General features: G+C 60.1%; 19 protein-coding genes and 1 pseudogene. 17 read left to right on the forward strand and 3 right to left on the reverse strand.

Annotated features, from left to right (window positions below):
- Positions 1 to 27: 27 nt before the first annotated feature.
- Together GFER_RS12475 and GFER_RS12480 are read right to left on the reverse strand one after the other, a co-directional pair.
- A complete protein-coding gene (locus GFER_RS12475) occupies positions 28 to 1,941 on the reverse strand; it encodes a GIDE domain-containing protein (RefSeq protein WP_040100022.1) in 1,914 nt (637 codons plus the stop codon).
- A gap of 102 nt (positions 1,942 to 2,043) precedes the next feature.
- Entirely contained in the window at positions 2,044 to 2,448 is a 405-nt protein-coding gene (locus GFER_RS12480) for a DUF4870 domain-containing protein (protein WP_082048060.1), read from the reverse strand.
- A gap of 188 nt (positions 2,449 to 2,636) precedes the next feature.
- On the opposite strand from GFER_RS12480, the gene GFER_RS12485 reads away from it, so the two are divergent.
- The 17 genes and pseudogenes from GFER_RS12485 (at position 2,637) to GFER_RS12560 (ending at position 20,076) form a co-directional block, all read left to right on the forward strand.
- Positions 2,637 to 5,162, forward strand: a complete 2,526-nt coding sequence (locus tag GFER_RS12485) for a TIGR03960 family B12-binding radical SAM protein (protein WP_040100023.1) — start codon at positions 2,637 to 2,639, stop codon at positions 5,160 to 5,162.
- Positions 5,163 to 5,217: 55 nt separating this feature from the next.
- Positions 5,218 to 6,732: an Rne/Rng family ribonuclease gene (locus GFER_RS12490; protein ID WP_040100024.1), complete on the forward strand. Its 1,515-nt coding sequence runs from the start codon at positions 5,218 to 5,220 to the stop codon at positions 6,730 to 6,732.
- A 100-nt stretch (positions 6,733 to 6,832) separates the two neighbouring features.
- The gene (rplU, locus tag GFER_RS12495) at positions 6,833 to 7,141 is read left to right on the forward strand and encodes a 50S ribosomal protein L21 (RefSeq protein ID WP_040100025.1); all 309 of its coding nucleotides are present in this window, start codon (positions 6,833 to 6,835) and stop codon (positions 7,139 to 7,141) included.
- A gap of 19 nt (positions 7,142 to 7,160) precedes the next feature.
- Positions 7,161 to 7,415, forward strand: coding sequence for a 50S ribosomal protein L27 (gene rpmA, locus GFER_RS12500; RefSeq protein ID WP_040100026.1), 255 nt, complete (start codon positions 7,161 to 7,163; stop codon positions 7,413 to 7,415).
- Positions 7,416 to 7,559: 144 nt separating this feature from the next.
- Positions 7,560 to 8,621: a GTPase ObgE gene (gene obgE / locus GFER_RS12505; protein ID WP_040100027.1), complete on the forward strand. Its 1,062-nt coding sequence runs from the start codon at positions 7,560 to 7,562 to the stop codon at positions 8,619 to 8,621.
- A gap of 51 nt (positions 8,622 to 8,672) precedes the next feature.
- On the forward strand, positions 8,673 to 9,815 hold the full coding sequence (gene proB / locus GFER_RS12510) for a glutamate 5-kinase (RefSeq protein ID WP_040100028.1): 1,143 nt from the start codon (positions 8,673 to 8,675) through the stop codon (positions 9,813 to 9,815).
- A gap of 43 nt (positions 9,816 to 9,858) precedes the next feature.
- Positions 9,859 to 11,115: a glutamate-5-semialdehyde dehydrogenase gene (locus tag GFER_RS12515; RefSeq protein ID WP_040100029.1), complete on the forward strand. Its 1,257-nt coding sequence runs from the start codon at positions 9,859 to 9,861 to the stop codon at positions 11,113 to 11,115.
- Positions 11,116 to 11,184: 69 nt separating this feature from the next.
- Positions 11,185 to 11,820: pseudogene (gene nadD / locus GFER_RS19785) on the forward strand (nicotinate-nucleotide adenylyltransferase); the annotation flags it as partial.
- Positions 11,821 to 11,886: 66 nt separating this feature from the next.
- Positions 11,887 to 12,225 carry a ribosome silencing factor gene (gene rsfS / locus GFER_RS19790; RefSeq protein ID WP_412171532.1) on the forward strand — a complete coding sequence of 113 codons (339 nt, stop codon included), beginning with the start codon at positions 11,887 to 11,889 and terminating at the stop codon, positions 12,223 to 12,225.
- The gene (locus GFER_RS12525) at positions 12,222 to 12,698 is read left to right on the forward strand and encodes a 23S rRNA (pseudouridine(1915)-N(3))-methyltransferase RlmH (protein WP_040100030.1); all 477 of its coding nucleotides are present in this window, start codon (positions 12,222 to 12,224) and stop codon (positions 12,696 to 12,698) included. The genes rsfS and GFER_RS12525 overlap by 4 nt, the downstream gene beginning before the upstream one ends.
- A gap of 31 nt (positions 12,699 to 12,729) precedes the next feature.
- Complete coding sequence (locus GFER_RS12530) at positions 12,730 to 13,083, forward strand: TraR/DksA family transcriptional regulator (RefSeq protein WP_040100031.1); 354 nt, start codon at positions 12,730 to 12,732, stop codon at positions 13,081 to 13,083.
- 46 nt (positions 13,084 to 13,129) lie between these two features.
- Positions 13,130 to 14,488: a tetratricopeptide repeat protein gene (locus GFER_RS12535; protein ID WP_040100032.1), complete on the forward strand. Its 1,359-nt coding sequence runs from the start codon at positions 13,130 to 13,132 to the stop codon at positions 14,486 to 14,488.
- A 2-nt stretch (positions 14,489 to 14,490) separates the two neighbouring features.
- Entirely contained in the window at positions 14,491 to 16,026 is a 1,536-nt protein-coding gene (gene gpmI / locus GFER_RS12540) for a 2,3-bisphosphoglycerate-independent phosphoglycerate mutase (protein ID WP_040100141.1), read from the forward strand.
- A 25-nt stretch (positions 16,027 to 16,051) separates the two neighbouring features.
- The gene (locus tag GFER_RS12545) at positions 16,052 to 16,810 is read left to right on the forward strand and encodes a ComF family protein (protein ID WP_082048062.1); all 759 of its coding nucleotides are present in this window, start codon (positions 16,052 to 16,054) and stop codon (positions 16,808 to 16,810) included.
- Between the two features lie 30 nt (positions 16,811 to 16,840).
- Entirely contained in the window at positions 16,841 to 17,800 is a 960-nt protein-coding gene (locus tag GFER_RS12550; protein WP_040100034.1) for a 2-hydroxyacid dehydrogenase, read from the forward strand.
- Between the two features lie 20 nt (positions 17,801 to 17,820).
- Positions 17,821 to 18,969 (forward strand): ATP-binding protein, encoded by a 1,149-nt coding sequence (locus tag GFER_RS12555; RefSeq protein WP_040100035.1) that lies wholly within the window; start codon positions 17,821 to 17,823, stop codon positions 18,967 to 18,969.
- A 147-nt stretch (positions 18,970 to 19,116) separates the two neighbouring features.
- Complete coding sequence (locus GFER_RS12560) at positions 19,117 to 20,076, forward strand: chemotaxis protein (protein WP_040100036.1); 960 nt, start codon at positions 19,117 to 19,119, stop codon at positions 20,074 to 20,076.
- Between the two features lie 133 nt (positions 20,077 to 20,209).
- On the opposite strand, the gene ldhH is transcribed toward GFER_RS12560, so the two are convergent.
- Positions 20,210 to 22,363, reverse strand: a complete 2,154-nt coding sequence (gene ldhH / locus GFER_RS12565) for an L-lactate dehydrogenase (quinone) large subunit LdhH (protein ID WP_040100037.1) — start codon at positions 22,361 to 22,363, stop codon at positions 20,210 to 20,212.
- Positions 22,364 to 22,366: the final 3 nt, after the last annotated feature.

The following is a 22,366-nucleotide window of genomic DNA, read 5'->3' on the forward strand; positions in this document are numbered from 1 at the left end:
GAAAGAGCTTTGCTCAGGTTTTAACTCTCAATTCAACCCCAGCAGTATCTGCTTCAAGGCCCATACGGCGGTGCCCAGCGCGGCAGCGAACAGCGCCGCCATCCACCAGGCGTAGCCGCGGGTCAGATGCGCTTCTGATTCGGTCTGGGCGATGATGAAGGGACGCGTGTGGCTGCAGCTGCGGCCGACGAGGGCGCGGGTGGTGCCGGGCGCGGCCTTTTCGTTCCTCAGCAGGTGCTCGCGCAAGACCTGCTGCTGGACCGCGGCGCGGGCCAGATCCCATTCTTCTTCGTCGATGCGGCCGTCACCGTTGCGATCGTACTTTTCCAGGGCCTTGGGGTCGAGCTTGAGCTCGCGCAGGGCCTCGCGGGTGCGTTCGGCAAGGCTCAGGCTTTGCTCCTTGTAGGGCCGCGCCGAACCCAGTACGTAGAGAGAGGTTCCTTCGGGAATGAGTTCCTCTACCCACTTCTCGTTGGTGTCGGTGCCTCCCAGCGAGCGGACCATAAATCCTTCCTGACCTGGAAAACCCTCATTGCGCACACCGGGCCGAATGCGTGCGCCCTGTGGATCGACGGTAATGGTGCCGGTGCCGTCGTCGAGCAGGAAGGGCACCGCGCCGCTGTCGCTCTGGCGGGTCAGCTGCCAGCCGGATTTTTCGTTGCGCCGGTAGCGCCGCAGCCGATACCACACGCAGGCGGTCTGGGTGGCGGGGGAGACCAGGGCGTACTTGCGGCGCGCATGGCCATTCAGTTCCACCATGCCCATGGCCAGGGAGCGGATGCGGCTGGTGGGGGTGTTTTCAATGAGGCGTTTAATGCGCAGGCAGTAAAATCCTCCGCCGAAAAATCCCGCGCTGAGCGCGCCGGGCAGGGCGCCGCTGCGCATGCCGTCGTACACAATCAGGTGGATGAGGCGGCCGCCGCCCTCGGAGAACATCAGAGCGGCTGCCGCGATTCCGACCGCCAGGCTCAGCCCGCGCTTCCAGGTCCAGCGCGCGGCGACGGTCCCGGGGGTCGGAGGCGGCGGCAGCGTCGGGGCGGGTGCCGAGGGCTCTTCGGCTTTCAAAACATCCTGGTCGCCAAGTTCCTCGCGGATGATCTGCGCAAGAGGCGGCGGCACCAGGCCGAGGGTCGGGTTTTGAGGTGCGGGGGGCTTTTGCAGCAGCACATCGCTCATCAGCCAGCCGAAGCGCGTCAGACTTTTGAGATTGGCCGCGCGCGCATCCTCGCCCGGTTCGGGCTTGCGCAGACTGCAGCCTGGCAAAAGGGCCAGACCGAAATCGCAGCTCAGGGTAAATTCTCCGGCGTATTCACGGATGAGGTCGATGAGGGCGCGCATGTTGCCGACGCTGCTCAGGCAGGCGCGTTCGCCGAGTCCGGCGGGATTGAAGCCGCCGGCGACCAGGCGCAGGGCATCGCTGACGTCTTGTTCGTCGCCGAGGAGGTAAAGATCGAGAATCGGCTGGGTGCGCAGCACCGCCTCCAGCATCTCGTCCTGCGTCAGAGGCGCTACGGCGGCCGCGCCCTGGTAGGTGTTTTGCACCATGAGGCGTCGCAGGTTCCTGCCGGCGGCCTGGCCGGAAAGATCCGCCAGTATCGCCAGGACCCGCGTGCCGCGCGCAAGGCGGCAGGGGGGGCCTGGCGTGGAAAATTCCAAATGGTCCTGGCGAATTTCGACCTGGCGCACACGCTTGGGGGCAAACCGCGGCGGGGTGGGCCGAATCAGTTGAGCGTCGATGCCGAAATTCGTCACCAGGGTATGAAGTTCGGCAAGTTTTGGGCCCTTGCCCTGAGCCAGCAAGGCACGCCCGCGGCCCAGCAGGCGCTGGCGCGCGGTAAAGGCGTCGAGGCCGAAATCCGCGGCCAGCAGGGGCAGCAGGTCCTTGATTCGCGCGGTCTCCCCCAAAGCTCGGGAGACGATCAGATAGCGTTTGTCATCCATTGTCGGTCGGCCGTAGGAGGAAGGGCGTCCGGCTTGAAAAGAAAAATTGAGAAAAATTTATGCAACTGCCGTGCCGTGTGCCCCGTTGCGCCCGATGGCCGGCTATTTGATGAAACGAATGCTTATCGGGTAGCGAAATTTCTCGCCGCTGCGGGTTTTGATGGTGGCCACGAGAATCATGACCAGATCGAACAGGGACAGGGCGATGACTAGCAACACACCGATGCCCACCACGATCAGAATCATGGAAATGAGCAGATAGAGGGTGATGCTGAGCTGGAAATTGAGGGCTTCCTTGCCGTGGTGGTCCACCTGAAGGAATTGGCGGCCCTTGAACAGCCAGACGGCCAGGGGGCCCAGCACATGGCCGAAGGGTAGAAAATAGCCGCACAAGGCGCTCAAATGGGCGGCCATGGCCCAGTTGTCGCCGGCGGGGTCGGGCGGACCATAGGTCGGGGCATCGTTGGAGGTGTCGGGGTGCAGTTCGATGTCTTTATCGGGGCGCATTGTGATCTCTCCATGCATGGGGTCGAAAGCAATCGCAAACTTTAGCACAGGGCGAGTGCGGGGAACACCCTTCTTGGCCTTGTTCTGCGTTATTTCGCGCAAAAGGGTTGAGGACGGCTTGCGGCTCGTGCTAACTTGCTTTCTTTTGTGTCAAGGTTGTTTCTTTTGACCCCTCATCCGGAAAATCCATGGCTTACGAAGATATTCTGCCCCGTCTAGCGCGGCCCTCGCGCTACCTCGGCGGCGAAGTGGGAAGCATCAAGAAAAATCCCGAACTGGTTGACCTCTCCATCGCCCTGGCTTTTCCCGATGTTTACGAGGTGGGCATGAGCCACCTCGGCTTTGCCATCCTTTATCGGATTCTCAACGAGCGCCCCTGGCTGGCCGCCGAGCGGGTTTATGCTCCCTGGGCTGATCTCGAAACGGAGCTGCGCCAAGCCGGGGAGCCCCTGCGCTCCCTGGAGACGGAACGGCCCTTGGCGCAATTCGACATCCTTGGCTTCACCCTGCAATACGAGCTGTCCTATACCAACATTCTGATGATGCTCGATCTTGGCGGCATTCCCCGTCGACGTGAAGATCGCGATGACGATCATCCCCTGGTGGTGGTGGGCGGGCCCTGCGCGTTCAATCCTGAACCTCTGGCGGATTTTTTCGACTGCGCGGTGATCGGCGACGGCGAAGAGGCTCTGGTCGAGCTGTGCGAGGCGGTGCGCGCATCACGCGCCGCCGGTGAGAAGCGTACGCAATTGCTGGAACGATTGGCGCTCATCGAAGGGGTCTATGTGCCCGCTCAATTTGCCGTGGATTATCATCTCGACGGTCGCATTGCCAATCTGAAATCTCTGCGTGCTGAACGGCCGCGCATCCGGCGGCGTTTTCTTGCCGACTTGGAGAGTGCTCCCTTCCCCACCGCGCCCGTGGTGCCGACCATGAATACCATTCATGACCGGGTGGCGGTGGAAATCGCCCGCGGCTGTACCCGCGGTTGCCGCTTTTGCCAGGCGGGCTATATTTATCGCCCGGTGCGCGAACGCAGCCCGCAAGGGGTCATCGACATCGTTGAAAAGTCCCTGGCGGCCAGCGGGCATGAAGAGGTGTCGCTGCTCTCCCTGTCCAGCGGCGATTATGCCTGCATCGAGCCTTTGCTGAAGAACCTCATGGGGCGCTTTGCCGAAAGCCGCGTCGCGGTTTCTTTGCCGAGCCTGCGGGTGGGCTCCCTGACTCCGGAGCTTATGGAGCAGGTCCGCAAGGTACGCAAGACCGGCTTCACTCTGGCGCCCGAGGCCGGCAGCGAGCGCTTGCGCCAGGTCATCAACAAAGGGATCAGCGCCGAGGATCTGGTCGAAACCACGCGTGTGGCCTATGCTCTGGGTTGGCGGGTCATCAAGCTGTATTTCATGCTCGGCCTGCCCACGGAAACCGCAGCTGATCTCGAAGCCATCATCGCGTTGGCGGCGCAGGTCAAGAAAAGCGGTAAGGGGTCGCAGGGCGGCGCCGACGTCAATGTGTCCGTGTCGACGTTCGTGCCCAAGGCGCATACGCCCTTTCAATGGGAGGCGCAGATCGGCATGGACGAAACCCGCCGCCGGCAGGATCTGCTGCGTGATGGCCTGCGGGCGAAAAAGCTGCGCATGAAATGGCATGCCGCGGAAATGTCCTTTCTCGAAGGTGTGTTCGCCCGCGGCGATCGGCGCCTGGGAGCGGTCATCTCCCGCGCGGTCGATCTCGGGTGCCGCTTCGATGGGTGGAACGACTGCTTTGACTTCGGTCGCTGGCAGCAGGCTTTTGCCGACTGCGCCCTGGACCCGGCCTGGTACCTGCGGGAACGTGGCGAAGATGAAATTCTGCCCTGGGATCACATCGACTGCGGCATTCCCAAGGAGTTCTTTCAGCGGGAGCGCCGCCAGGCCCGCGTCGGGGCCGCCACCCCCGACTGCCGAACAGGCGCCTGCACGGGTTGTGGTATTTGTGATTTTGAAGAGTTGCGCCTGCGCCTGTGCGATCCGCGCACCCTCGGCGAAGAACCCGCAGTGCAGGACGCGGCTCCGGAATCCGCTGCTCCCGAGGAGCAGCGCTGCCGTCTGCGCCTGCGTCTGGCCAAGCTCGGCAAGGGGCGCTTCATCGGACATCTTGAATTCATGAGCCTGTTTCATCGTGCGGTGCGCCGCGCTGGACTGCCGGTGCGCTATTCACAGGGGTTTCACCCCCATCCGCGGATCTCTTTCAGCGAGGCTCTCTCTCAGGGTATGGAGAGCGAGGCGGAAATCATCGATCTCGATCTGGCCGAACCGGTCTCGGCCGAGGGTGCGGTCAACCGTCTCAACGCTTGCCTGCCTGAAGGTTTTCGGGTGCGCGAGGGGGCACTTCTGGACTGGCGTAATGCCTCGCCTTCCGCTAGTATTGAGTGCACCGTCTATCGTTTTGAACTCCCGGCGGATGCGCCCTCCGACCTGCCGGGTCGTATCGCCGAATTTCTCGCGGCCGATGAAGTGCCGGCGCTGCGCCTGAAAAAGGGGCAGCAGACGCGGGTTGATCTGCGTCCCGGGGTGGAAGACGTCGAGCTGCTCGCCGATGCCCTGGTGTTGAAAATGGCCCAGGGCAGTCCTCTACCGGTGGCCGCCTATCTTCTCGGTTGCGACGAAGCCCGGGTGCGGGATCTGCCCGCCTGTAAAATCGGCGTGATTTTTCGCCAGAGTCCGGCCGGGCCATGATTGATCATCGATTCTTAAGGAATTTTTTATATTTCTATGTTTGGAAGGAGGCCCCATGGCCAAGGAACTGGTCATCAACACCACCTCCCAGGAGACCCGGGTGGCGCTGCTGGAGAACGGCCATATTGCCGAACTCTACATTGAGCGCGCACGCGAACGGGGCATCGTGGGCAATATCTACAAGGGCCGGGTGATTCGTGTCCTGCCCGGCATGCAGGCGGCTTTCGTCGACATCGGCCTGGAAAAGGCCGCGTTTCTCTATGTCGCCGACGTGTTCGACGAAGTCGAAGCGGTCGAGCATTTTATCGACGGCGGCAATCAGGGGCCGCCGGTGGCGGGAGAGGACGGCGATATTGAAGACCGGACCCTGCCGCCCATTGAAGATCTTTTGCAGGAAGGCCAGGAAATTCTGGTGCAGATCGCCAAGGAGCCCCTGGGCACCAAGGGTGCGCGCATCACCTCGCACATTTCCCTGCCGGGCCGCAACCTGGTCTATATGCCCACCGTCGACCATGTCGGCATTTCACGCCGCATTGAAAGCGAGGAGGAGAAGGATCGCCTGCGCGCCGCCGTCGAACAGATTCGCCCCGCCGGGTCGGGATTCATCGTGCGCACCGCCGCCGAGGGCAAGAGCGAAGAAGACCTGCAGGTCGACATGGAATTTCTTCTCAACCTCTGGCAGGATGTGGCGCGGCGCAAGGACGGCAGCGGCGCACCGAGCCTGATCCATTCCGAACTCGATGTCATCTGCAAGGTCGTGCGCGATATCCTCACCGAGGACGTGCGGCGCATTGTCGTCGACTCGCGCGATGAATACGCCAAGATCGAGCGTTTCATCGGCACCTTCATGCCCAAGCTCAAATATTCCATGGAACTCTACGAGGACGAAGAGCCGATTTTCGACGCTTTCGGTCTCGAAGTGGAGATTGCTCGCGCACTCGGACGCAAGGTGTGGCTCAAAAGCGGCGGCTACATCATCATCGAGCAAACCGAGGCGCTCACCGCCATAGACGTCAATACCGGCCGCTATGTGGGCAAGCACAATCTCGAAGACACCATCCTCAAGACCAATCTCGAGGCGGTCAAGGAGATCGCCTTCCAGTTGCGGCTGCGCAATATCGGTGGCCTGATCATCATCGATTTTATCGATATGGAAAAGGAGCCGCACCGCGAAAAGGTGCATGCGGCCCTGCTCGAAGCCCTCAAAAGCGACAAGAGCAAGAGCAACATCCTCAAAATTTCCGAACTCGGCTTGGTGGAAATGACCCGCCAGCGGGTGCGCGAGAGTATCGGCCGCACGCTGTGCGAGGCCTGTCCGTACTGCGAGGGCAAGGGCTATATCAAGAGCCGCGCCACTCTCGCTTATGAAATTTTTCGCGAGCTGCGCCGTGAAATGAACGAGCTTGCGGCGCCGCGCATTACTCTGGTGGTGCATCCCGATGTGGCCGCAATTCTCTACGATGAGGAACGCCACGGCATCGAGGAGCTGGAAGAACGCTTCGGCAAGCAGATCACCATCACCGCTCGCCCGGTTTTTCATCAGGAGCAGTATGAGATTCTGCCGGGATAGGGGAGTGGTAATTCATGCTTGACAGAAAGTGTGGTTTGGGGTAAGTTCCAGCGTTCTGGAAGGTATGTCGAAGCTAATCGAGAGCGAGGTGAATGTCTATATGTACGCGGTTATTAAGACCGGAGGAAAGCAGTACAAAGTTTCCGAAGGCGATCTGGTAAAGGTCGAGAAACTCGCGGGCGCGGTGGGTGATACCATCGAGCTGGGCGAAGTCCTCATGGTCGGCGGTGAAGAGGTCAAAATCGGAACACCTCTGCTGCAGGGCGCCAAGGTGAAAGCGCAAATCGTCGAACAGGACAAGGACAAGAAAATCCTTGTTTTCAAGATGAGGCGGCGCAAGAACCAGCGCAAGTTGAACGGGCACCGCCAACCCATTACTCGCCTGAAGATCACGGGCATCGAAGCTTAAGGTTTGAGGAGGTTGATCCATGGCACATAAAAAAGGGGTCGGCAGTACCCGCAACGGCCGCGACAGTGCAGGCAAACGTCTCGGCGTCAAACGTTACGGCGGTGAGCAGGTGACCGCCGGATCGATTCTGGTGCGTCAGCGCGGCACCACTTTCCATCCCGGCGAGAACGTCGGCGTGGGCAAGGATTACACCTTGTTCGCCCTCATCGACGGCGTGGTGAAGTTTGAGCGCAAGGACCGCGACCGCAAAAAGATCAGCGTCTACACGGCCTGATTGTCATTCAAAACCCAACAGGAAAGCCCGGTGCCGTATCAGGACGCCGGGCTTTTTTTCTTAGACCTGGATCCCTGAGATCCGAACGTTGATCCTTGTTGTCAACAAGTAGCAAGGAATCAAGGACCAAGGACAGTTTTTCTCATGCATTTCGTCGACGAAGTCAAAATTAATGTCAAGGCCGGTGACGGCGGGCGCGGCTGCCTGTCCTTTCGCCGCGAGAAATTCATACCCAAAGGGGGGCCCGACGGCGGCGACGGCGGCGACGGCGGCGATATTGTCTTTGAGGTGGACGCTAATCTCTCCACCCTCATGGATTTTCGTTACAAAGTCCACTACAAGGCTGGGCGCGGCGGTCACGGCATGGGCAAGAACCGGCACGGCAAAAATGGCGAAACCCTGGTGATTCGCGTGCCGCCGGGCACCCTGGTGTATGATGCCGAGAGCGATGAATTGCTCGCCGACCTGACCACGCCGGGCGAGCAGCGCAAGCTGCTGAGCGGCGGCCGTGGCGGCCGCGGCAACGCGCGCTTTGCCACCAGCACCAATCGCGCCCCGCGTCATACCCAGCCGGGCACCGCCGGCGAGGAGCGCACCCTGCGCATGGAGCTTAAACTGCTCGCCGATGTGGGGCTGGTGGGCTTGCCCAACGCGGGCAAGTCGACGCTGATCTCGGCGGTGTCGGCGGCCCGCCCTAAAATCGCCGATTACCCCTTTACCACGCTGGTGCCCAATCTCGGGGTGGTGCGCTATGGGGGCTTCAAGAGTTTTGTCATGGCAGATATCCCCGGACTCATCGAGGGCGCGGCCGAAGGCCACGGCTTGGGCACGCGTTTTTTGCGCCACGTGGAGCGCACCGACCTGATCCTGCATCTGCTCGATTTGCTCACACCCGAGGAGCAGAGCCCTGAAGGGCATTTCGATCTGATCAACCGTGAGCTGGCCCGGTACAGTCCGGATCTTGCGAAAAAGCCACAGGTGGTCGTGTTGACCAAGGCCGATGTAACCGAAGTGCGAAATTCGGTGCCGCATTACATGGAGTATTTTCAGGCGCGTGGTTTTCGGGTTTTTGCCGTTTCGGCGGTGACCGGCGAAGGCGTCGGAGATCTGGTCGCCGCGGTCGGCAGTGAGCTGGAGGCCCGTCGGCAAGGTGCGGCTGAATCGAGCGAGGAAGCCTCCCTTGACTCGAATCCTTCACACGGCTAAGATAGCGGCTCTTTTCCCTTAAGATTCCCTGTGCTTTAGGTAGTTTGCGCCATGCGCCAAAATTTTCTCAAGCGAGTTCGTCGGGCAGTCATAAAGATCGGAAGCAATGTTATTTCCGACGACACGGGCCTGCTTCTTCCGCGCATTGCGGTCATCTGTGACGAAGTCTGTCGCCTGCGCGCCCAGGGTCTGGAGGTGATTCTGGTCTCCTCTGGTGCTGTTTCCGCAGGCAAGGGCGTTCTCGGCATCAGCGGCCGGCCCCAGACCATTCCTCTCAAGCAGGCCGCAGCCGCCATCGGCCAGCCGCGCCTGATGCGCGCCTACAAAGAAGGCTTTCAGGCTCACGGCTATCTGGCCGCACAAATCCTGCTTACCCGGGACGATCTGGCCAACCGCCGCCGCTATCTCAACGCCCGCAACACCCTGGTCACCTTGCTCGATTTCGGCGTGACGCCGATCATCAACGAAAATGACACGGTAGTGGTGGAGGAGATCCGTTTCGGCGACAACGACAACCTCTCCGCCATGGTGACGTCGCTGCTTGAAGTCGATCTGCTGGTCATTCTTTCCGATGTGGATGGTCTCTATGACCGTAACCCACAGGAGCATCCCGAGGCACGCCTGATTCCCCTGGTCGAGCGTGTCACCGACCAGATACAGGCCATGGCCGGCGGCGAGGGTTCGGTGCTGGGCACCGGCGGCATGGCGAGCAAGGTCAAGGCCGCGCGACGTGCGTCTCTCAACGGCATCGGCACACTCATCATCAACGGCAGGACGCCGCAGACTCTGGGGCGAGCTTTTGCCGGGGAAGAGATCGGTACCTATTTTCTGCCGGCGCGTGATCGCATGGCTGCGAAAAAGCACTGGATCGCTTTTACCAAAAAGCCGCGGGGCAAGGTGTTTGTCGACGACGGAGCGCGCCGTGCCTTGCTCGAAAACGGCAAGAGCCTGCTGCCATCCGGCATCACCGGAGTGGAAGGGCGCTTTGAGCGCGGCGATTCGGTGCGGTTGTGTGATCCGGCGGGCAACGAATTTGCCAAGGGAGTCATTGGTTACAATCTAACCGAGTTGCTGCGTATCATGGGCAAAAAGACTTCGGAAATCGAAGCGAGTCTGGGATATAAATACGGCGATGAGGTAATTCATCGCGACAATCTGGTGATCTCTTCTGCTTCTGAGACAGACGAGGATTGAATTCGGCGGCTCTGTCCGCCCTCAGCGCAAAAGGAGTACGGAAATGACCATCGCCGCACAGATGCTCTCGCTGGCCGCTGAAGCTCGGCAGGCCGGCCGAATTCTCGCCAATCTTTCCTCTGCGGTAAAAAATGATCTGCTGCTGCGCATGGCCGCCGCCCTGGAAGCTGCCGGACCGACCCTTGTGGAGGCCAACGAAAAGGATTTGGCGGCGGCGCGCCAGAGCGGTCTGTCGCCGGCCATGATCGATCGTTTGGTGCTCGATGACCAGCGTATCTGCGCCATGGCCGCTGGGTTGCGCGAGGTTGCCGCCCTGCCTGATCCGGTGGGCGAAGTGACAAGCATGCGCCGGCGTCCCAACGGCATCCAGGTCGGTCGGGTCCGCATTCCCCTGGGCGTTATCGGGATCGTCTATGAGTCGCGCCCCAACGTCACCGCCGACGCCGCCGGCCTGTGTCTTAAGAGCGGCAACGCCGTGGTGCTGCGCGGCGGCTCTGAGGCCATACATTCCAACACCGCCATCGGCGCGATACTCAAGGGCGAACTGAAGAATCTGGGCCTGCCCCCGGCAGCGGTGCAGGTCGTCGCAACCACCGATCGCCAGGCGGTACTCGAGCTTCTCAAGTGCGAAGAGTCTATCGATCTCATCATCCCCCGCGGCGGCGAGGGGCTGATTCGCTTTGTTGCCGAAAATTCGCGCATTCCGGTGATCAAGCATTACAAAGGGGTGTGTCATACCTTCGTCGACGCCGACGCCGATTTCGACATGGCGGAAAAGATTTGCATCAACGCCAAGGTGCAGCGTCCCGGAGTCTGCAACGCCATGGAAACCCTGCTCATCCACAAAGACATTGCCGAAACCTTCGTGCCGCGCATCGCCCAGGCCATGCGCGCCAAGGGGGTGGAGCTGCGTGGCTGTCCCATTACCCGCTCCTTTGCCCCCGACGTCAAAGTGGCCACTGAAGAGGACTGGGGCGCCGAGTATCTCGATCTGATCCTGGCGGTACGGGTGGTCGAGGATCTCGGCGAAGCGGTGGCGCATATCGACCGTTACGGCTCGTTGCACACCGAGGTGATCGTCACTCGCGACTATCACAACAGCCAGCGCTTTTTGCGCGAGGTCAATTCGAGCGTGGTCATGGTCAATGCTTCCTCGCGCTTTTCCGACGGCAACCAATTCGGACTCGGCGCCGAAATCGGCATTTCCACGACCAAGCTGCACTCGTTCGGTCCCATGGGCCTTGAGGATCTGACCACCCGCAAGTTCATCGTCCTCGGCGACGGCCAGATTCGCGCCTAGGGGCCTGCGCATGCCGCACCCTGGATACTCTCCCGCTCGGCCACTTGCCTGCCGAGGAGGTCTTTGCTCATGAAAACCGGCATTCTCGGCGGCACCTTCAATCCCATCCATCTGGCTCATCTGCGGATTGCCGAAGAGGTGCGCGAGGCCTGCGGTCTTGACCGCGTCTTGTTCATTCCCGCCGCCACGCCACCGCACAAGCCTTTGGAAGGCGAGGTGCCATTTCACCATCGCCTCGCCATGACGCGAGCGGCCATCGCCGACAATCCGGCCTTCGCCGTCAGCGACCTGGAAAACCGGCGCAGCGGCAAGAGCTATTCGGTAGATACCCTGGAGGTTTTGCGCAAGGAAGCTCCCGGCGAAGAATTCTTCTTTATCATGGGGATGGATTCTTTTGCCGAGATTGCGAGCTGGTATGAATTCCGCCGCCTTTTCCAGTTATGTCACATCGTGGTGACGGCCCGTCCCGGCAGCCGTGGCGGAGCTCCTCCGGACTTGCTCCCGGTTGCGGTGGCTGATGAGTTCTGTTATGATTGCGCCTCGCAAAGGCTGGTCCATCGCTCCGGATTTTCCGTTATTTTTCTCGAGGAAACATTTCTCGATATTTCCTCGACGCGTATCCGCCAACTTGTAGCCGCCGCGCGCTCGGTGCGTTATCTGATTCCGGCGGCGGTTGAAACTTATTTGCATCAGCACGCCCTTTATCGGGGCTCCGAAAGGTCTTTAGTTTTGCAATCTGATAAGCGGGCACTGCTCTGTGCCGCCCATGCCTTGGGCAAAAAAGCATCCGACGTGCGTCTGCTTGATGTGCGCGCTCTCTCATCGCTGACCGATTTTCTACTGATCGCCACCGGACGATCCGACCGCCAGGTACAGGCCATTGCCGAAAGTGTGCGGCTGGGGCTCAAAAACGAACACCAGACCCTGCCTCTGGCGGTTGAGGGCATGAACGAAGGGCGCTGGGTGTTGCTTGACTACGGCGATGTCATGGTCCATGTTTTCCAGCCTTCCGTGCGCGAATTCTATGATCTGGACGGTCTCTGGCGCGAGGCTCCCGAGGTCAGCATTCCTGCCGAATATCACTGGGAGAACAAGGCCGCCGCCCAGTGAAGCTCAAGCTGCTGTGCGTCGGTCGCTTAAGCGAAGCCTATCTGCGTGCCGGTGTTGAGGACTTTGCAGCAAGGGTGCAGCGCTATCTGCCCCTTGAGATCATTGAGATCAAGGAAGAGAAGGCAGGAGGACGCAAACCCGATACGGAGCGGATCCGGGCCCGTGAAGGCGAGCGGCTGCTGGCCAAGGTGGCAGACGCCGCCCAGGTCGTGATTTTGGATGAAGGCGGGCGCCGTATGTCTTCGGAGAAGCTGGCGCAGTTTCTGGAAGACCATATGGTGCGGGCCACCCCCGAAATCGCCTTCATTCTGGGGGGTGCTTATGGTCTGGCCGAAGCAGTCAGGCAGCGCGGCAACCTGATTCTGTCGCTTTCGGACATGACCTTCACCCATCAGATGGCGCGCCTGTTTTTGCTGGAGCAGATTTATCGCGGCTTGACCATCGTACGCAACGAACCCTACCACAACCGCTGACGGGGCACAGGTCCCGCCTCAGGAGTGATGCATGGATCCAGAGCAGGTAGATCAGGCACGACGTCAACTACTCGAGATGCGTCGCGAAACCCTTCAGGAGGTCAAGGACTCGCGCAAGGCCAGTCAAGAACTCGGCCAGGAGGGCGGCGGGGATATCGGCGATATCTCTTCCAACACCTACCATCGCGACGTGTTGATGAATCTCAGCGAAACGCAACGCCAGTTGGTTCGTGATATCGATGCCGCGCTTGAGCGGATTGATCAAGGGGAGTACGGCGAATGTTTGCGCTGTGGAGAAGAAATCGCACCGCGACGTATGGAAGTCCGGCCATTTTCGCGCTATTGTGTTGAATGCAAGACCGAGGTGGAAAAATTCGGCGAATAAAATTTCAATAGTTTTCTAGTCTGGGCCTATGCCCGGGGAGAGCGCCATGCCCCTGATCAGCTTCCTGGTTCTCGTCGTCCTTTTTTTGGCATTTTTTGTTTACTTTGCCGCCATCAATCCCCAGCAAATCACCTTTTTTTATTTTGCCGAAAAATCCTTTACCACTTCGCCGGTGGTTGTGGTGGTGGCAGCGATTTTGATCGGCTTCGTCCTCGGGCTTGCGGTCTATACCTACGGCATCTTCATCTATCGGATGCGCGATTGGCGCCGCGAGCGCAAGGATAAGAAGTCGCGGGATATTCATGCTGTTTATCGTGAAGGGGTGGGTAAGCTGCTTTCTGGGGATCTGAAAAAAGCGCGCGCGCTGCTGCAGAAGGCCCTCGATCAGGACCCGCGGCGCAGCGACACCCTGATCGCCATGGCCAGCCTCAATGTGCAGGAAAATCAGCCGCAGGAAGCCCTGCAGTGTCTGCTCAAGGCCCGCGATGCCGATCCACGCAGTCTCGAGGTGCTCTTCAAGCTGGCCGCAACCTATGAAGACCTGGAGCAGGACGCCGACGCGGAGCAGACTTATAGCGAAATTCTTGCCATCGACAAGGATAACCGCAAGGCCTTGCGCGGGCTGCGCGACCTGGCCATGAAGGAAAATCGCTGGCGTGATGCCCTGGAAGTGCAAAAGCGCCTGCTCAAGGTGATGCAGGGCAGCCCACGGCTACCCGAGGAAAAAAATCGCCTGCTGCACATCAAGTACGAGGTGGCAGTGGTCGATTTGGAGGCCGGCGAGATCGAGCCGGCCAAATCCGAGTTTTCCGAGGTGATTCGCCAGGATCCCGAATTCGTGCCGGCGCGTGTCTCCCTGGGCGATGCCCACCGGCTGCAGGGGCGCAGGGAAGAGGCCGCGCGCGTTTGGCAGGAGGGCTACCGTAAGCTCGGCAAAGGTATTTTTCTTGCGCGCCTTGAAGAGCTATTCCTCGAAGCCGAGGATCCGGCGACGCTCCTGTCTTTCTACCGCACTTCCATGGCCCAGAATGAGACTGATGTGATCCTCTGTCTCTACTACGCCAAGCTGTGTCTGCGACTGGAAATGGTGGATGAGGCCGGCGAGCAGGTCTTCGCTCTGGAAAGCGCCGGCTCTGATCACCCCTTGATTCATCTCCTGGCTGCCGAAGTGCACCGGCGGCGCAAGCGCACCGACGAGGCTCTCGACGAGTACCGGCGCGCCATCGGCATGGACGAGCGGCTGCAGGTGGCCTTCGAGTGTGAAAACTGTCGCGCGAACTACCCCGAATGGCGTAGCCGCTGCACCGGCTGCGGAACCTGGGGTTCCCTGGTGATGAGCGGACGCAGCGATCTCAGTGCCATCAAGCCGGTGGAATTCGGCGATCTTCCCCCGGGAGGACCCTGATGATGGCAGCCACGGCAAAGCGACCCGTCGCCCTGGTGATTCTCGATGGTTGGGGGATCAATCCACAGTGTGAACAAAATGCCGTTTGCATGGCGCGTACGCCGCGGCTGGACGAATTTTTTGAGACCTATCCGCATACGCGCATCGGTGCCTCGGGCATGGATGTCGGCTTGCCTGACGGCCAGATGGGCAATTCAGAAGTCGGTCACCTCAATCTCGGGGCCGGCCGCGTCGTTTATCAGGATTTTACCCGCATCAGCAAAAGCATTGCCGACGGTGATTTTTTCACCAATCCGGCCTTCACCGGGGCTTTGGGAAAAATCCGCGAAAGCGGCGGCAAGCTGCATCTCATTGGTCTGCTTTCCGACGGCGGCGTGCATTCGCACAACAGCCACCTCTACGCCCTGCTCAGACTGGCGAAACAAGAAGGAATCCAGGATGTTTGCGTCCATGCTTTCCTAGACGGTCGCGACACCCCGCCGCGCAGCGGTATCAGCTACCTGGCTGAACTTGAAGAGGAGATGGCGCGTCTGGGCTGCGGACGCATTGCAACCATTGTCGGCCGCTATTACGCTATGGATCGCGACACCCGCTGGGATCGCGTCGAGCGGGCTTATCGCGCTCTGACCGAAGGCGTGGGCGAGGCGGCGGTCGATAGTCGCGAGGCAATTCTTGCCGCCTACGCCGCCGAACAGGGCGATGAATTTGTCACGCCGCGCGTGGTTCAACCTGCCTCCACGGTGGATGACGGTGACGGGATCATCTTTTTCAACTTCCGCAGCGATCGCGCGCGTGAATTGACCCGAGCCTTTACCGAAAAAAAATTTTCCGGGTTCGCGCGGCGCAAATCTCCTGCCTTGGCGGCCTATGTGTGCATGACTGAATATGACGCCACCTTTGACCTGCCTGTGGCTTTCGCTCCGGAGGCCCTGGTCAATCTGCTTGGCGAAGTCGTGGCGGGCGCCGGCCTGAAACAGCTGCGCATTGCCGAAACGGAAAAATACGCGCACGTCACCTTTTTCTTCAATGGTGGCAGCGAGGAGCCCTATCCCGGCGAGGATCGCTGTTTGATCCCATCTCCGCGCGATGTCGCCACCTATGATCAGAAGCCCGCCATGAGTGCCGTCGAAGTGACGGACGAGGTAGAGCGGCGGATTGCCTCCGGGGATTATGCTCTGATCGTTCTCAACTATGCCAATTGCGACATGGTCGGACATACCGGCTTTCTCGATGCGGCCGTGGCTGCCATGGAAACCGTCGACACCTGTGTCGGCCGCGTCGTTGATGCGGTTCTGGCACAAGGCGGCGTGTTGCTGCTTACCGCCGACCATGGCAACTGTGAGCAGATGAGCGACGGCAGGGGTGGGGCGCACACTGCGCACACCTCCAATCCGGTGCCGCTGATACTGGTCGATCCCGATCGCCGCGGGAAGAAGTTGAATCCCGGGATTCTTGCCGATATCGCACCGACGATTCTGCGTCTGATGGGGCAGGATGTGCCCCGGGAAATGAGCGGCAAGTCCTTGCTGTCCGATTAATTTGTTCAGGAGCGCGGCGACTCCTATGGCTTCGCGGCCAATGTTGCTAGGCCATGCCGAAAGCCTTTTGCGGCTTTTTCTTCCGCCCTGTTGTCCTCTGTGCGATGCCCGCCTGGCTGATGACGAGGCTCGCAGCCATTGTTTCTGCGCTCTGTGCCGCAGTGGCATGCGTTTCCTGGCATCACCCTGCTGTCCCCGTTGTTCCCTTCCTTATCCGGCCCCAGGTGGCAGCGATCACCTGTGTGAGACCTGTCAGCGGCAAGAGCCGCCCTTCGTTTGGGCCGCGGCTGTCGGTCACTATGAAGGCGCCCTGCGTCAGGCCGTGCAGGACTTTAAGTTTGGTGGACGCCTTGATCTTGATCGGCCGCTGGGAGTGCTGCTGCTGGAGCGCACCGGCGACCGCATCCGCGCCTTCGCCCCGGATCTAGTGATTGCCGTGCCTCTGCATGTCACGCGCTTGCGCGAGCGCAGCTACAACCAATCTCTGTTGTTGGCTCGCGCGCTGGCCAAGCCCTTGCGTTTGCCTGCCCCGGCCCGGCTTTTGGTGCGGGTGCGGGTCACCGGTAACCAACAGGGCCTGACAGGTGCTCAGCGCCGGCGCAATTTGCGTCGAGCGTTTTGCGCCACGGGCGAAGTCGCCAAGCGGCGCGTGCTGCTGGTTGATGATGTCATGACCACCGGCGCAACTGTTGCTGAATGCTCCAGCGCTTTGATCCGGGCCGGCGCAGCGGAGGTCGCGGTGGTCACCCTGGCCCGGACTTCGCGCCAGGCACGGATTTTTTAACCGCTAAACCCTGCCCGAAAGGATTCTGACATGAAGCCTTGCGTTTTCGTTACCCGTCCCATTCTTCCCGGTCCCCTGGAGCGCCTCGCGGCCATTGCCGAAGTGCGTGTTCATGAGGGCGAGGGTCTGCTCTCGGCGGCTGAATTGCGCGCCCAGGTGACAGGAATCGATGCGCTGTTCTGTCATCTGACCGATATCGTCGACGAGGCGCTGCTCGAAGCGGCCGGTCCTCAGTTGCGCATCGTCGCCAATTACGCCGTGGGTTACAATAATATTGACTTGGACGCCTGTCGTCGGCGTGGGGTGGCGGCGACCAATACTCCCGGAGTGTTGACGGAGAGCACCGCGGATATCGCATTTGCCCTGCTTCTCGCCGTGACGCGCCGACTCGTGGAAGGCGACCACATGGTGCGAGCCGGCGAATTCAATGGATGGGCGCCGCAGATGCTGTTGGGGCATGAAATCTCCGGAAAAACACTGGGCATTATCGGCTGCGGGCGTATCGGTCAGGCCATGGCGCGCCGCGCACGTGGCTTTGGGCTGTCCTTACTTTATACTCAGAGAAAGCCCTTGGCCGGAGATCTGGGTCGGGAACTGGGACTGGAGTACGTCTCCCTGGATGAGTTGCTTGAGCACAGTGATTTCATCAGCCTGCACTGTCCCCTGACCCCGGAGACCCACCACCTGTTGGGCCGTACACAATTGGCACGTATGAAACGCGAAGCCATTTTGATCAACACTGCGCGTGGGCCGGTGGTGGATGAAGCCGCGCTGGTCGAATTTTTGCAGAAGAAAGAGCTTGGCGGGGCCGGATTCGATGTGTATGAACATGAACCACAACTGTCCCCGGGACTTGCCGAACTCGACAACGTCGTGTTGTTGCCGCATATCGGCAGCGCCACTGTCGAGACCAGGCGCCGCATGGGTGAGATGGTGGTCGACAATATTCTCGCCGCCCTGCAGGGGCGGCGGCCGCCCAACGCCCTTTAACCCTGCGAGATGTGCAGTCCATGACGTCGACTTCTGCTGAATTTTTCTCTGCCCTCTCCCTGACCGAGGTTCTGGAAACCTTGCCTTTCGGCCTGTTCCTGGTCGATTGCGACCAGCACATCGTCTATTGGAATCCTGCAGCGGCCCGCATCACCGGATTTTCTCCTGAAGAGGCGGTCGGTCGGCACTGCTCTTTTCTCCAGGGTATCCCCTGCGGGCGCCGCTGTGGGCTTTATGATCCCGCGGTGTCCAAGCCGGTCACGAATGTCACCTGCACCATCCGGGGGCGCGACGGCAAGCGCATCACTCTTTCCAAAAGCGTCGATTTGCTGCGAACGCCGCTGGGTAAGGTGGTCGGCGGTGTTGAATCTTTCGTCGACATAAGCCCCATGAAAGGGCTGGAAAGGCGGCTGCGTCGCCATGCCTTCGAGCGCGAGCGAGAGGTTCGCCTTCGAACGCGGGAGCTTGAAGAAGAACACGCCCGCCTACAGGCCGCCAATCACGAACTCGATGCCTTCGTGCATACGGTTTCCCATGATTTGCGCACGCCATTGACCCCTATCATCGGCTATGCCCAATTTCTGCATGAACATTACCGTGACCGCCTTGATGAGCAGGCTCTGGCCATTCTCGAAGACATTGAAAGCCAGGGAACCCGTATGCTGGCGCTTATGGAAGATCTCCTGACCCTGGCGCGGGTCGGCCGGCTGGATCCTCCCGACACACCGGTTTCCGTGGCCGACGTGGTTTATGAACTGCAGGGCGAGATGCGCGCCGCGATTGGCGAGCAGGGCGTTGAAATCCGCGTCGAATCCCTCCCTGAGATGCGTCTGCCGCGGACCCTGCTCAGTGAAATTTTTGCCAATCTGATCCAAAATGCCTTGCGCTACGCCGGCGCCGCGGGTGGTCCGATTGAGATCGGCGGTCGGCGCCAGGGAGGCAGTTGCGCTCTGTTCGTGCGTGATCACGGTCCCGGGGTGCCTGCGGAAATCGCCGACAAAATCTTTGACCCTTTTTACCGTGGTGAATTAAGAGCGCACACCCCCAACGGAACGGGGATTGGGCTGACAATTGTCAGCAAGGTGGTACGCCTGTATGGCGGTCGCATCTGGGTCGAGGAAACCCCTGGAGGCGGGGCCACTTTTCGCATGGAGTTTCCCGACGCCTGAAGTACGGTCTGCTACGCATAAATTAAGTACACAATCTTTTTTTTATTTGAAATTTGCAATGAATGGCATTAAGATGGTTTTAATTTCCTTGCGGCTCAGCATAAGCGTCGCCGCAAGATCATCTTTTGCCGGATGTCGGGAGTCCTCATGAAAAGTGAGCTGGAAAAGCGGGAGATCCTTCTCGAAAGCGGAACCAACGAAGTCGAGATCATCGAGTTTTATCTCGGCGGCCAGTCTTTCGGCATCAATGTTCACAAACTCCGCGAAATCGTGCCCTATGAGCCCGAGGCAATGACCTCCCTGCCGGAGAGCGGGCCCTCCATGAAAGGCATGCTGCTGCTGCGCGGCAAGACGGTGCCGTTGGTCGATCTCGGCAGCCACCTGCGCAAGCGCCAAGTTGAGAACTCCGTGGAGCGCAAGGTCGTGCTGGTGTGTGAATTCAACCGCGAGGTCAACAGCTTTCTCGTCGATGGGGTCAATCAGATTCACCGCATCTCCTGGAAGGATGTCAAACCGCTGGACGATTTCTTCACTCCCTACAAGCCGCGTTTTACCGGATGTATCACCGTCGACGGGCGCGAGGTGATGATCGTCGATCTGGAGCACGTGATTACCGAAATTTTCCCCGAGCAGACCATCTTCGGCGAAGGCGAAGTCGAGGGAGCCGAGGAGGCCGATGCCTTCAAGCGCGGCAGCCGTCAGGAGGTCAAAATCCTGGTCGCCGAGGACTCCAACATCATCCGCAATCAGATCGTCTCTATTTTAAAAAGTTCGGGTTATGAACAGGTGACGTCCTTCGTTAACGGCGAGGAGTGCTGGAATGGCCTGAATATGCTCAAGGCCGAAGCGGCGCACAAGGGGCAGGATCTACGCGAGTATGCCGATCTGCTGATTTCCGACATCGAGATGCCGAGCATGGATGGTTTGACCCTGTGCAAAAAAATCAAAACGGATCCTGTCATGAAAGAGTTGACGGTGATCATGTTTTCATCGCTGATCAACGAGCAACTTGCCCACAAATGCCAGGAGGTGGGGGCGGACGGACACATCAGCAAGCCGCAGATACACGCCCTGGTCAAAATGCTGGATGAATATTGCCTGAAGTAGGCAAGGCCGCGGCACTCTACCGCAACGTCCTGCGGCGCGACGGGGTGCTGCAGACGAAGCATGAGAAAATAACCAAGCCCCCGGGATCCGCGCAAGGATCCCGGGGGCTTTTTTTCTTCAGAACCGCGCCGGCTCAGCGTTTTTTCAACCGCTCGGCCAGTAACTCGATGGTATGCGCGGCGCGCACCGGCAGATCGCGTTTTTCCAGGGCGCCGCGCAGCATGATGAGGCAGCCCGGGCAATCCATGGCGACGACGGAGGCGCCGCTGTTTGCGATGTCGTTGACCTTGTCTTTGGTGATCTCACGCGAGATCGGTGGATGGCTGGTAAAGGAGTAGGAGCCACCAAAGCCGCAACAGCGGTCGGCGTGGGCCATCTCGCTCAGTTCAAAACCGGCACTTTCTAAAAGGGCGCGGGGTTCGCGCCACACGCCGGCACCACGACGCAGATGGCAGGAGTCGTGATAAGTGAGTTTTTCTCCGTCTGCGGGCGCCTCCAGGGTGGCGGTATCCTGCAGCACGTTGTGAATGAAGGCTGAGACATCCAGCGTTTTTTCCGCCAGATGTTCGGCTTTTTGCGCCCACACCGGATTGTCCTTGAGATGTTCGACGAAGTCGCGGCGCAGGGCCATGGTGCAGGTAGGGCAGGTGGTTACGACGAAATCGGGATCCTCGGCGAGCAGCGCCCGCACATTCTGTTCGGCAAGTTCCACCGCCGTTTGGCGGTCGCCGGAATAGAGGGCCGGGATGCCGCAACAGTTCTGTTCCTGGGGGTAGTAGACTTCAACACCAAGATGGTTGAGCACCTTGACCAAATCAAGGCCCATCTCGGGATAGATGAAGTCATTGCCGCAGCCGCCGAAAAAAGCCACCCGGTAGCGCGGCTTCTCGATGTTCTGCGGAACCTCGGGCAGCAGATCGCGCAAAGGTTTGGCGGCGATCGTCGGCAATGTGCGCCATTCGGTGAACGAGGAAAAATAGGCGGGCAGGTGGCGAATGCTGCGTTCGCCCTTGCTCACCGGCTTTTGCAGCAGGCTTGCAGCGCGGATCAGGCTGTGAAAGAGCTTGCGGTTGCGCATGACTTTTTTGAAGACGATGGACTTGCCGGCACCGATGCCTTCTTCTTCACCGATCACCGAACGCAGGTGCAGGATGATGCCCTCCAGATCGATGTTGCTCGGGCAGATGGCAACGCAGGCGCGGCAGCCGATGCAGGCGCGCACGATTTCGGCGGCCTTGTCCAGGCCGTGAAAGAATGCGGTGAGAATGATGCCGATTGCGCCGATATAGATGTGTCCGAACACATGTCCGCCCACCGTTTGATAGACCGGGCAAACGTTGGCGCAGGCGCCGCAGCGGATGCAGCGCAGGGCGTCTTGGCAGTGGGGTGATGCAGCCAGGGCGCTGCGGCCGTTGTCGAGAAGGACGATGTGCAGCTCCTTGTCGGCATCGCCGCAGGGTACGGCGCCGGTGATCCAGGTGACATAGCTGGTCAGGGGCTGGCCGGTGGCGTTTTTCGGCAGGACGCGAATGACCTTGGCGGCGTCCTCGAGGGTCGGCACGAGTTTTTCGATGCCCACCAGGACAACGTGAATCTTCGGCAGGGTTGCTACCAGGCGCGCGTTGCCTTCGTTGGTGACCAAGACGATGCCGCCGGTTTCGGCCACCGCGATGTTGGCGCCGGTGATGCCCATATCCGCATCAAGATAGGTCTGGCGCAACTGTTCGCGGGCCACCTGCACCAGGTGAGCGATTTCCGCCGGTTCTGTGCGGCCGGTCACCTGGCCGAAGAGTTCCGCCACCTCTTCCTTGAACATGTGGATCGCCGGCATCACCATGTGGCTCGGGCGTTGACCCGCCAACTGAATGATCCACTCCCCGAGATCAGTTTCCACTGCCTTGACGCCGGCTTTGGCCAAGGCATCGTTGAGGTGGATTTCCTCGCTCGCCATGCTCTTGCTCTTGGCGACGGTTTTCACTCCGCGTTTTTTTGCCAGATTGGCAATGTAGGCGTTGGCCTCTTCACCGGTCCGGGCCAGATGAACTATGGCGCCGGCCGCGCGCGCGTTTTGCATGAAGCGGGCGAGCAGCTCTTCGTGCTCCTCGCGCACCTGGTCCTTCATTGCGGCGATTTCCTGGCGCAATGTTTCAAAATCCAGTCCGGCAAACGCGTTCTGTCGTGAAATCAGATAAGCGTCGCCGAATTTGTGCAGGGCGTCCTGAAGTTTAGGGGTGGCCAGTGCCTGATCGATGAGTTGCTTGTATTGGCGGGTGCGTTGCTTATTCATGGG

Source organism: Geoalkalibacter ferrihydriticus DSM 17813, assembly GCF_000820505.1.
In the GTDB taxonomy this organism is placed as follows: Bacteria; Desulfobacterota; Desulfuromonadia; order Desulfuromonadales; family Geoalkalibacteraceae; genus Geoalkalibacter; species Geoalkalibacter ferrihydriticus.